This window comes from Bordetella bronchiseptica (genome assembly GCF_900636925.1).
GTDB classification, from domain to species: Bacteria; Pseudomonadota; Gammaproteobacteria; order Burkholderiales; family Burkholderiaceae_B; genus Bordetella; species Bordetella pertussis.
The window spans coordinates 4,365,979-4,377,635 of record NZ_LR134326.1; the positions used below are offsets into that span (position 1 = coordinate 4,365,979).

The window sequence follows — 11,657 nt, forward strand, 5'->3', positions numbered from 1 at the left end:
ATTCTAGGAACCCAACGGTTTAAAGCGTGTTGAATTAATTCAACACATTCTTGCTATAGTTGAACCGTAAACAAACGTAAATTAAACGCAAACAAGAAAACAGTCGTGAATGTCCAAGTAGTGGGGGAAACACCGGCGGCGCAGCCGTACGCAGACACCGGGGCGCTGCCCTTTTCGCGCCTGCGGCTGCTGGGGGGCTTCGAACTCGTGGTGCGGGGGGTGGATCGCACCGGCGCCTTTCCATACGAAAAAGCCAAGTTGTTGCTGGCCGTGCTGGCGCTGGCGCCGGGCGAGCGCATCAGCCGCCGCGAGCTGGCGGCCTGGCTATGGCCCGAGCTGCCCGACAACGATGCCCGGGCGCGCCTGCGCCATGCCTTGCATGCCTTGCGCAAGGTGTTCGCCCAGGCGCCCGAAATGCTGCGCATCGAGAAGGACAGTCTCTCGCTGGACGCGGCGCTGCTGGATATCGACGCGCTGGCCGTGCTGGGCCTGCATCCGCGGCTGGACTACAGCGCCGCCGACAAGCTGGCCGCCTACCAGGGCGCCCTGCTGGCCGGCATCGACCTGCCCGATGGCGAGTCCATGCGCGGCTGGCGCGATGGCAGCCAGGCGCGCATCGAGATCGAACTGGCGCTGGCGCGCAGCCAGCTGACCGACTTCCATATCGGCCAGGGCCGCGAACAGGAAGCGCTGGTGCTCGCCAAGCGCTGGGTCAGCCGCTGGCCCGAGGACGAAGCCTGCCATCGCCACCTGATACGCCTGCTGGTGGCCCTGGACGACCGCGAGGCCGCCATGCGCGCCTTCGACCATTGCACCCAGGTGCTGGCCGACCGCCTGGGCGCGGCGCCCAGCAACGAGACCTGGGCGCTGCTGGAGCCCGGCCAGCACGCCATGCCGGCCATCGCCGCCAAGCCGGCCCGCATCCGGCCCGGCCTGTACCGGCCGCTGGCGGTGCTGGCCATCAACGTCGACATCGACGCGGCCACCTGCCACGACGACGCCGAGCGCGCCATCGACATCCAGCAACGCGCCATGCTGCTCATCGAGCGCCACGCGCTGGCGCTGGGCGGCTGGCTGGCGCCGCGCGCCACCAGTACCGTGCTGGCCTATTTCGGCTACCCGGCGCTGTCCGAGCGTCCTGCCCATCCGGCCGCGCGCCTGGCCGACCGGCTGGCCGCGGCCGACCTGCCCGACGGCGTGACGCTGGGCATGGGCCTGCATGCCGGCGTCGCCCTGACCGAGCCGGATGGCCAGCCCGACGCCGGCGGCCTGGCCGCGCGGCAGGCCGTCCGGCTGGCCTGGCAGGCGCGCGACCGCGAGACCCTGGTGACGCAGGCATGCGCGGTGCGCCTGTCCGAATGGCAGCTGGTGCAGACCGGCCGGCGCAGCGACGACCACCAGGCGCTGGGCGCGCCCACGGCCCACGCGCCGGCGCGCCGCATGTTCGGCCGCAACCATGAGTTCGAACGCCTGACGGCCCTGTGGAACCAGCTCAAGGGCCGCGAGCGGCCCCAGACCGTGCTGCTGCGCGGCGTGGCCGGCATCGGCAAGACCGCCCTGGCGCAGGCGCTGATCGAATATGCGCGCCAATCCGGCGGCGAGGCCTACCTGCTGGCCGGCCAGGAACACATGGCCGCCGCGCCCTGGCACCCGGTCAAGGCATGGCTGCGCGCCCACAGCGGCATCGCCGAGACCGAGCCTGGCGCCGGCCGCGCCGCGCACGCCCATCTGGTCGAGCGCCTGCGCGCGCACACGGGCCTGCGCGCCGCCGCGGCCGAACGCCTGTGGCAATGGCTGCATGGCGCCGACGACGGCGGGCGCGGCGAGGCGCCGCACGATATCGACCTGACCGAAATCCTCACCTCCATCCTGTTGCAGCGCACGCCGGCCGGCCGGCCGCAGCTCATCGTCTGGGAAAACCTGCACTGGATGGATCCGGCCAGCCTGGGCCTGATCGAACACCTGGCCGGCCGCGTCGTCTCCGGCCCCACCCTGCTGCTGGCCACGGCGCGCGACGTCTACGCGCCGGTCTGGGACCACCAGGCCATCACCGTGCCGCCGCTGGACCGCGAGGCCACCGCGCAGCTGGCCGCCTCGCTGGCGCGCACCTACCGCCTCAGCCAGGGCCAGCGCGCCCAGGTGCAGCAGGAGAGCATGGGCAACCCGCTGTATGCCGGCGAGCTGGCCCGATGCGCCGCGCAACTGGCACTGCCGCAAGGCGTACCCAGCCTGGCCGACCGCGTGGCGCTGCAGCTGAACCTGCTGGCCGAGCCCGAGCGCCACGCGCTGCAGATGCTGTGCCTGCTGTGCGGCGATGCCCCGGCCGACGCCGGCCGGCTGGCCGAAGTGCTGCAGACCGCCGCCGCCGCCCTGGCCACGCGCCTCGAAACCCTGGGCCGCCATGGCCTGCTGGACGGCGACGCGAACCAGGGCTGGCGCTGCCCGCCGCCCATCGCGCAGGCGGTGCGCCGCTACATGCTGCGCGAACAGCGCGGCGCGCTGCACCAGCGCATCGCCCAGCACCTGCAGCAAAACGCCGGCGCGCCGCACGAGATCGCCCGCCACCTGCAGCAGGCGGGCGACCCGCAGGCCGCGCAATGGTGGCGCACCGCCGTCTGGGAGGTCGTCAGGCGCGGCGACTATGCGCAGGCGCACCGCTATCTGGACAATGCCCTGGCGCTGCGGCAGCAGATCGAATCCGATGCCGAGCGCGACGAATTCGAGTTCGCCTGCCACATGGTCCGCGGCGAACTGGCCGGCAACCTGGACGGCCCCGGGTCGATGGCGGCCGCCCAGGCCTACACGCTGGCGGTGCGCGTCAGTCCCGGCGACCCGCAGAGCCGCTTCACCGCGCTCTGGGCGCTATGGAACACCTGCCAGCACAGCGGCGACTACGACGAGGCCGTCAGCCTCTCGCACCAGTTGCTGAACATGGCCAACGAGCACGGCAAGAGCGGCTGGCGCACCTGGGCGCTGTACGCGATGGCCATCTGCGAACTCTGGAAAGGCGATGTCATCGAATCCGAACGCCTGCTGCGCCAGGCGCTGCACGGGCTGGTGTTCCCGCATACCGATATCGGCCCGGCGCCCATCCTGGGCGAGAACGCCGGCGCGCTGATCCACGCCATGCTGGCGCTGACCGTCGCCACCCAGGGGCGCGGCGACGAGGCCATGCAAAGCGTGCAGACCGCCATGGCCTACGCGCAGCAGGACAACAACCCCTTGATGCTGGCCACCAGCAGCATGATGCTGGTCAAGTTCAGTTATCTGTACGAGGATTGGGCCCAAATGGGCATGGTGGCCGGCGCGCTCAAGCAATCGATGGATGCGCATCCGCTGCGCCCGCAATTCCTCTACGCCCTGACCAGCTGCTATGTGGACCTGGCCGCCGCGCTGCAGGGCGATGCGTCGGTGCTCGACAATTTCGAACCGGCGCTGGAAACGATACGGCGCGCCCTGCCCACCGCCGAAGTGGCCGGCCAGTGCCTGCTGGCCTGCGCCCTCAACGCCCTGGGCAGGCCGGACCGCGCGCTGCTGGCGCTGGACCGCGCCGACCTGCTGTGCGCGCGTTTCCGCATCGCCGGGATGATGCCCGAGACCCTGTGCCTGCGCGGCGACGCGCTGCTGCTGCTGGGCGATCTGGAGCAGGCCTGCGCCGCATGGCGCCAGGCCATCGGCCACGCCAACCGGCTGGCCGCGCTGCAATACGCGCGCTGGGCGCAACGCCGCCTGGACGCCAACCAGCTGGTGCCGACGGGACAGTGAATGGCCCGCGCCACGGGCGTCTGTCCCCGCATGGGGACTGGCGCCTGCAAGATTTCATGGCCTCGGCCCGTACGTGTGCCTGTCCCCGCCGGGACAGGCACACTGCCGTACGCCATCGACGCGACGGCCAGGACGGTATCTGTCCCGGCCGGGACGGGCACCCGACTGCCCGCCCCCCACAGGTGCCTGTCCCCGCGGGGACAGGCACCTGATGCCCGCCAGCCAAAATTTCTTGACGCCGACTTTTCCGCCCCCAATAAATACTACTTGGTATCTATGGATTAACGCCTAATAAGAAGGGAAAAGCTGAGTATTTACGAGCTAAATACTCATATATTCGATCGCGGCGTTTCACCAATTGACCCATGACATACCAAATGGTATGTTGACTTCGTCATGCGAATCCGGTCGCAGGAACCGGCTGGCGGCGACCCCCGCATGCCTTCCCCTCCAACTCTCAGCAAGGAAGTCATCGCCATGGATTCCCCCCGTTGGAAAAAGCGTCCGGAAGGATCGAACTGGGGCGACTTCGGTCCCGACGATCAGATAGGCCGCATGAACCTGCTCACGCCGCAGGCGCGCCTGCGCGCCATCCGCGAGGTCGAGCACGGCATCGCCTTCTGCCTCAGCCTGCCGCTGGACTACCCGGGCGGCAACACCCTGTTCCAGCACCGCAAGGCGCCGCGCTTCTTCTACGAAAAGCGCGGCCCCAGCCACAACTACAACTTCCGCCTGTCCAACGTGTGCGGCTGCTTCAGCGACGTGGTGTCCGACGACGCGGTGCTGATGTACACGCAGTACTCCACCCAATGGGACGGGCTGGGCCACGTCGGCCAGATGTTCGACGCCAACGACGACGGCATACCCGAGAAGGTCTATTACAACGGCTATCGCGGCGGCGTGGACGTGGTGGGTCCCGACGACGCGCCCGACAACCTGGGCGCCAAGGCCATCGGCATCGAACGGCTGGCCACCGCCGGCGTGCAGGGGCGCGGCGTGCTGGTGGACCTGGAGCGCCGGCACGGGCGCGAGCGCGCGCTGGTCGGCTACGACGGCCTGATGGCCGCGCTGGACGCGCAGCGCGCCAGCGTCGAGCCCGGCGACTTCCTGTGCCTGTACACCGGCTTCGCCGATCTCGTGCTGGAGATGAACAAGCAGCCCGACGGCGAAGTGCTGGCGCGCTCCTGCGCGGTGCTCGACGGCCGCGACGAGAAGCTGCTGCAGTGGATCACCGACTCGGGCATCGTCGCCATCTGCGCCGACAACTTCGCCGTCGAAGCCTATCCGGCCGGCCCCGGCAAGGGCGAACACTACCCGGGCCTGCCGCTGCACGCGCACTGTCTGTTCAAGCTGGGCCTGAACCTGGGCGAACTCTGGTACTTCGCCGAACTGGCGCAATGGCTGCGCCAGCACGACCGCTCCAGCTTCCTGCTGACCGCCCCGCCGCTGCGCCTGCCCGGCGCGGTCGGCTCGCCGGCCACGCCCATCGCCACGGTCTGACCCGCCCGCGCGGCGCCGCCGCCGCGACACGCATCACTGCCGCACCTCGCGGCGTCCCGCCTCCGCGGCGCGCCGCGCAAGACAACGACAGGAGACTCGCCATGTCCGTACGAATCAAGGCGCTGGCGCTGGCCGCCGCGCTCGCCCTGCCCGCCGCCGCCCTCGCGCAAGACCCGGCCGCCCGCTATCCCGACAAGCCCGTGACCCTGGTCATCCCGTTTCCGCCCGGCGGCACCAGCGACGTGGTGGGCCGCCAGCTGGCCCAGCAACTGGGCGAAACCCTGGGCGGCTCGTTCGTGGTCAACAACAAGGCCGGCGCCTCGACCCTGATCGGCGCCACCTACGTGGCGCGCGCGCCCAAGGACGGCTACACGCTGCTGCTTTCCTCGGGCAGCACGTTCACCGTCACGCCGCACCTGATGCGGCAGATGCCGTACACGCTGGAGGATTTCGCGCCGGTAGCCGCGATCGCGACGGTGCCGTTCGCCTTCGTGGTGAAGAAGGATTTCCCGGCCCGCAGCGTGGCCGAATACGTGGCCTACGCCCAGGCCCATCCCGGCAAGATCAACAACGCCACCAACGGCCAGGGCAGCATGGTGCACCTGCTGGGCGAACTGGTGGCCACCGGCCTGCGGGCCCAGGTGACCCAGGTGCACTACAAGGGCGCGGCGCCGGCCACCATGGACATGATAGGCGGCATCGTCGACTCCAACGTCGAGGCGCTGACCAGCGCGCTGCCCAACGTGCAGGCCGGCCAGTACCGCGCGCTGGCGGTGCTCAGCGCCGAACGCCAGCCCCTGATGCCCGATGTGCCGACGTTCCGCGAGCTGGGCTACCCGTCCATCGTGGGCGAGACCTGGTACGCCGTGTTCGCGCCGGCCGGCACGCCGGCGCCCGTGGTGGAAAAGCTGAACGCGGCGCTGCGCGAAATCACCGGCTCGACGCGCTTTGCCGAGGCCATGCGCAAGCTGGGCAACGAGGCGCGCACCAGCACACCGGCCGAGCTGACCCGGATCACCCAGCGCGAAAGCCAGCGCTGGGGGGAACTGATCAAGCAGGCGGGCATCCCGCCGGTGCAGTAGGGACAAGGGCCGGGCCGCCGCCCGGCCCCGCGCTCAGCGCGGCAAATAGCGCAGGCGCTGCATCTCGCGCAAGTGCTCGACGATGCACTCCTGCGTATCGATGCAGTCGCCAAAGCCGGCCTGGCGCAGCTTGATGGTCGACACCAGCGGCGGCACCGGCAGCGGGTGGCGCGCCGCCCAGGTGGCGTCGGCATACTGCCACGACAGGCCGATGAGGTCGCGCAATTGCGGCACGGCCAGGCGCTCGCGTTCGGCGATGGCCCGCCAGCGCTCGGCCTGCTCGGGCATGGCCTCGCGCATGCGCGTGTCGACCGGCTCTCCCAGCGGCATGCCGAACAGCGCGGCCAGGCGCTCGAACACCGGCTGCCACAGCACCACGTCGCCGTTGGCGATATTGAACGCCTCGCCGTGCGCGCGCGGCTCGTCCCAGGCCCAGGCGATGGCGCGGGCGATCAGGCGCGCATCGGTGCACTCTGTCAGCAGGTGCGGATGGCCCGGATAGCGCAGCGGCTGGCCGGCCTCGCGCGACAGCGCCGCGTAGGCGCCCAGCGTGGCCACCGGGTTCATGGCGCTGCCCAGCGCCACGCCCAGCACGATCTGCGGCCGGAAGATGGTCCAGGCAAAGCCCTGCGCGGCGGCGCGTTCGGCCAGCAGGTCCTGCTGGTCGAAATAGAAATTGGCGTGATCGCGCACCGCGTCGGTTTCGCGGGCGGGCACCGGCATGGGGCGGCCGGTGTGCACGCCGTAGGCCTTGGTGCCCTGCAGCAGCGTCACGTGGCGCAGCGGCGCCTCGCGCAACGCGTCCAGCGTATTGCGCAGCATGCGCGTATTGAGATCGACGTTGCCGCTGTCGCGCCACCCCTTGAGCAGGTCGGGCTGCTCGTTGAGCGCGGCGTACACCACATGCGTGGCGTCGCCATGGGCCGCCAGCGCCGCGCGCGTGGCCTGCGCGTCGCGCAGGTCGGCCGAAATCCAGGTCGCCTCGGGCGCGAAATCGGGCGCGCGGCGCGACAGCCCCACCCGCGCCAGCCCCGGCCGCTGGCCGAAGTGTTCCAGCGCGGCGCGCCCCACCACGCCCAGCGCGCCCACCACCAATACCTTGCCTGCCGTCGAGCCGGTCATGCTGCCTCCTTGAGTCGGGTTGGAATGCGGCGGACTCAGGCCTCGTAGTCGAACGTGCCGTTGTCCATCACCACCACGTCGCGCGCCGCCACGCGGGCCTGGAAGGCCGCGCGGCCCGGGCCGGCGCGCCAGATGTCCACGCGCACGGTTTCGCCCGGGAACACCGGCGCCGAAAAGCGCCCGCCCATGCCGCGCACCGCCGCCGGCTCGCCGCCGCAGCAGGCCTTGACCAGCGCCTGACCGACCGCGCCGAAGCTGGCCATGCCGTGCAGGATGGGGCGGGGAAAGCCGGCCCGGCGCGCCACGGCCGGGTCGATATGCAACGGATTGAGATCGGCCGACAGGCGATAGATCAGCGCCGACTGCGGCGACGTGCGCGCATGGACGCTCGCGTCGGGCGCGCGCGCCGGCACCGGCGGCGGCGGCGGACGCGCCGAAGGCTTGCCGCCGAAGCCGCCGTCGCCGCGGCAGAACACCGTCTGGCTCAGCGTGGCCAGCGGCGCGCCGTCGGCCAGGTCGATGAGCTCGCGCTCGGCGTAGATCAACGCCCCCTTGTCGCGCCCCTTGTCGGCCACATCGACGATGCGCGTCACCCCGCGCACCGAGGCGCGGCCGGCCAGCGGCCGATGCACGCGCATCGACTGCTCGCCGTGCACGGTGCGCAGCCAGTCCAGGCCCAGCGGCAGGTCGCGCATCCAGAACCCCGGATCGGCCAGCACGCAGGCGAAGGTAGGCGCGACCTTCAGGCGGGTCTCGTCGACGAACGGCAGGTCCAGCCCGTCTTCCGGGTCCAGCCCCGCGCCGATGCCCAGCGCGTACAGCACGCACTGGCGCCAGTCGTATTGCTGCTCCACCGCCGGGATCTCGGCGGCCAGCAGTCGGTCGGGATCGATCGCCATGGCCGCCCTCACAGCGTCTCGGCCGTGCCGAGGATAACGGTGGCCTGGCTCGACAGCACGCCGCCGTTGGCATGCGCCATCGACAGGCGCGCGCCCTCGACCTGGCGCTCGCCGCACTCGCCGCGCAGCTGCGCCACCGACTCGATGACGGTGAACAGCCCGTACATGCCCGGATGGTTGCACGACAGGCCGCCGCCATTGGTGTTGACCGGCAGGCTGCCGCCCGGCGCGATCGCGCCGCTCTCGACGAACGCGCCGGCCTCGCCCTTGGCGCAGAAGCCCAGGTCCTCCAGGAACAGCAGCGTGTTGATGGTGAAGGCGTCGTACAGCATCACGTGGTCCATGTCGCGCGGCGCCACGCCGGCCATCTCGCACGCGCGCCGGCCCGACTCCACCGCGCAGGTGACGGTCAGGTCGGGCATGGCCGAAATCTGCCGGTGGCTCACGGCCACGCCGGTGCCCAGCACATAGACCGGCGGACGCGGCAGATCGGCCGCGCGTTCGGCGCGCACCAGCACCAGCGCGGCGCCGCCGTCGGTCACCAGGCAGCTGTCGGCCTTGGTCAGCGGGTCGCTGATCATGCGCGCGCCCAGCACATCCGCGCGGGCCAGCGGGTCGCGCGCGTAGGCGTGCGGATTGCGCCGCGCCCACAGGCGCGCGGCCACCGCCACGTCGGCCAGCTGTTCGCGCGTGGTGCCGTACTGGTGCATATGGCGCGCCGCGGCCAGCGCATAGCTGGACATGGGATAGCGCGGCCGGAACGGCGCCTCGTACGGCTGCGGGTCCGGCATCGAGGCCAGCTTGCCGCCGGCGGTAAGCTGGTTGGAGCCATAGCAGATCAGCGCCACCTCGCACAGCCCGGTCTCCAGCGCCGCGATGGCCGCCTGCAGGTGGAACAGGAACGACGCGCCGCCCACCATGGTGCCGTCGGCATGGCGCGGCCGGATGCCGAGCCGCTCGGCCACGTTGAGCACCGGCAGGCCCGAGGTGGACATGGCGCAGAACAGGCCGTCGACCTGCGCCATGGCCAGGCCGCAGTCTTCCAGCGCCAGCACGGCCGCCTCCTGCAGCTGGTCGAACGGCGTGCGCCCGGGCGCCTGCCAGCGGTGGGTATTGCCGATGCCGGCGATGACGGCGCGGCCTCGCAGCGCGCGGCTCATGCGGCGCCTCCGTCGTGCGGCGCGAACACCACATAGGGTTCCTCGCCCGCCACGATGCGCGCGCGCACCGGCTGGCCGATGCGCACCCGCGCAGCCTCGATGCCCTCGACGCGGCTCATCATGCGGGCGCCGCCCTCCAGCTCGACCAGCGACACGTTGTAGTCGCCGGCGCGGTCGCGCACCGTGGTGGCGGCGTACACGCTGCCCCGGCCGGACGACTCGCGCCAGGCCAGCCGCGCGCCGCCGCAGGCGCGGCACACCAGCGCGGGCGGGAAGCGCACCGCCGCGCAGTCCTCGCAATGCTGCAGCAGCAGCCGGCCCTCGGCCAGCGCCGCGTGATAGCAGGCATCGGGCCCGGGGCCGTCGAAACGCGTATCGGTGGCCATGGCCTACTTCCCCTGCCAGACGGGCTGGCGCTTTTCCGCGAAGGCCGCCGAGCCCTCGCGCGCGTCGGCCGACTCGAACACATGGTCGGTCAGCGCCGCCTGGCGCTCCCACACCTCGTCGGCCGGCCAGTCCTGCGACTCGACCACCACGCGCTTGCTGGCGGCCACGGCCAGCGGCCCGTTGGCGACGATGCGCCGCGCCAGTTCGCGCGCCGCGTCCAGCGCCTGGCCGGGTTCGGTCAGCTGGTTGATCAGGCCATAGCCGTGGGCGCGCCGGGCCGGGAACATGTCGCCGGTCAGCGCCAGCTCCAGCGCGATGCGGTAGGGCAGCTGGCGCGGCAGGCGCACCAGGCCGCCGGCCGTGGCCGCCAGCCCGCGCTTGACCTCGGGCACGCCGAACTGCGCATTGTCGGCCGCCACCACCAGGTCGCAGGCCAGCACCAGTTCGAAGCCGCCGGCCAGCGCATAGCCCTCCACCGCCGCGATCAGCGGCTTGCGCGGCGGCCGGGCGGTCAGCCCGCCGAAGCCGCGCCCCTCGATGCTGGGCAGCTCGCCGCGCAGGAAGCCCTTGAGATCCATGCCGGCGCAGAACGAACCGCCGGCGCCGGTCAGGATGCCGATGCGCAGCTCGTCGCTGGCGTCGAGCTCGTCGACCGCCGCGGCGATGCCGCGCGCCACCGCCGGGTTGATCGCGTTGCGGGCCTGCGGCCGGTTGATGGTGATGGTGAGAATGCCGTCGGCACGGTCGACGAGGACTTCCGCGGCATCGGGGGCTTGCACGCTCATGGTGGCGTCTCCTTCGGGGTCGGTCGGATGGGTCAGCGCGGCGCCATGCGCAGCGCGCCATCCAGGCGGATGGTTTCGCCGTTGAGCATGGCGTTGCCGATGATGTGCTGGGCCAGTTGCGCGTACTCGTCGGGGCTGCCCAGCCTTGCCGGATGGGGCACCGATGCGGCGAGCGTCTTGCGCGCCTCGGCCGACACGCGCGCCAGCATGGGCGTGTCGAAGATACCGGGCGCGATGGTGCAGACCCGGATCGCCTTGCTGGCCAGGTCGCGCGCGGCCACGATGGTCATGCCCACCACGCCGGCCTTGGACGAGGCATAGCCGATCTGGCCGATCTGACCCTCGTAGGCCGCCACCGACGCCGTCAGCACGCACACGCCGCGCTCGCCTTCGGGCGTGAGCGGATTGCGCGCCATGCGCGCCGCCACCAGCCGCAGCGTGTTGAACGTGCCCAGCAGGTTGACGCGCACGATGTCGGCGTAGGTATCCATGGGCCCGGGGTTGCCTTCCTTGTCGAGCAGGCGCACCGGTCCGCCGCGGCCGGCGCAATGCACCAGCGCGCGCAGCGGGCCGAGCGACTCGGCCAGGTCGCAGGCGGCATTCATGTCGTCTTCGCGGGTAACGTCGGCCGGCGCGAAACGCGCATCCGGCCCCAGCTCGCGCGCGACCTCCTCGCCCGGCGAGCCGGGCAGGTCGGCGATGACCACGCGCGCGCCGGCCGCCAGCAGGCGGCGCGCCGCGGCCAGCCCCAAGCCCGATGCGCCGCCGGTGACAAGCGCGCTGATTCCTTGTGTATCCATGGCAGGCAACCTCGCGGATGGAATGGCAGTCCGGCCATAATACATACCGGATGGTATTTTTTCAAAAGAATTAAGTGCAGCCGAAAAATCCTTTGTTTTTATTAGGGAAATCGCCAATGATCGAATTCGATGAACTTCATTGACTTCAAAAAATACC

The 11,657-nt window shown here is 71.1% G+C and carries 9 protein-coding genes; 3 read left to right on the forward strand and 6 right to left on the reverse strand.

Annotated elements, in window-relative coordinates; translation table 11 throughout:
- Positions 1 to 105: 105 nt before the first annotated feature.
- From EL288_RS20350 to EL288_RS20360, 3 genes are all read left to right on the forward strand, one after another.
- The gene (locus tag EL288_RS20350; protein WP_015064530.1) at positions 106 to 3,765 is read left to right on the forward strand and encodes an AAA family ATPase; all 3,660 of its coding nucleotides are present in this window, start codon (positions 106 to 108) and stop codon (positions 3,763 to 3,765) included.
- Positions 3,766 to 4,242: 477 nt separating this feature from the next.
- Positions 4,243 to 5,265, forward strand: a complete 1,023-nt coding sequence (locus EL288_RS20355) for a cyclase family protein (RefSeq protein ID WP_003808221.1) — start codon at positions 4,243 to 4,245, stop codon at positions 5,263 to 5,265.
- Positions 5,266 to 5,366: 101 nt separating this feature from the next.
- The gene (locus EL288_RS20360) at positions 5,367 to 6,347 is read left to right on the forward strand and encodes a Bug family tripartite tricarboxylate transporter substrate binding protein (RefSeq protein ID WP_003808218.1); all 981 of its coding nucleotides are present in this window, start codon (positions 5,367 to 5,369) and stop codon (positions 6,345 to 6,347) included.
- A 33-nt stretch (positions 6,348 to 6,380) separates the two neighbouring features.
- Here EL288_RS20360 and EL288_RS20365 read toward each other — a convergent pair whose 3' ends face one another.
- From EL288_RS20365 to EL288_RS20390, 6 genes are read right to left on the reverse strand one after another with little or no spacing between them, the layout of a single operon-like run.
- Positions 6,381 to 7,469: an SDR family oxidoreductase gene (locus tag EL288_RS20365; RefSeq protein WP_003808216.1), complete on the reverse strand. Its 1,089-nt coding sequence runs from the start codon at positions 7,467 to 7,469 to the stop codon at positions 6,381 to 6,383.
- Between the two features lie 35 nt (positions 7,470 to 7,504).
- The gene (locus EL288_RS20370) at positions 7,505 to 8,368 is read right to left on the reverse strand and encodes a MaoC/PaaZ C-terminal domain-containing protein (RefSeq protein WP_033446584.1); all 864 of its coding nucleotides are present in this window, start codon (positions 8,366 to 8,368) and stop codon (positions 7,505 to 7,507) included.
- Between the two features lie 8 nt (positions 8,369 to 8,376).
- Entirely contained in the window at positions 8,377 to 9,528 is a 1,152-nt protein-coding gene (locus EL288_RS20375; RefSeq protein ID WP_003808213.1) for a thiolase, read from the reverse strand.
- Positions 9,525 to 9,914, reverse strand: coding sequence for a Zn-ribbon domain-containing OB-fold protein (locus tag EL288_RS20380; protein ID WP_003808211.1), 390 nt, complete (start codon positions 9,912 to 9,914; stop codon positions 9,525 to 9,527). The genes EL288_RS20375 and EL288_RS20380 overlap by 4 nt, the downstream gene beginning before the upstream one ends.
- 3 nt (positions 9,915 to 9,917) lie before the next feature.
- Complete coding sequence (locus EL288_RS20385; RefSeq protein WP_003808209.1) at positions 9,918 to 10,700, reverse strand: crotonase/enoyl-CoA hydratase family protein; 783 nt, start codon at positions 10,698 to 10,700, stop codon at positions 9,918 to 9,920.
- A gap of 32 nt (positions 10,701 to 10,732) precedes the next feature.
- Entirely contained in the window at positions 10,733 to 11,500 is a 768-nt protein-coding gene (locus EL288_RS20390; protein WP_003808206.1) for an SDR family NAD(P)-dependent oxidoreductase, read from the reverse strand.
- Positions 11,501 to 11,657 lie beyond the last annotated feature (157 nt).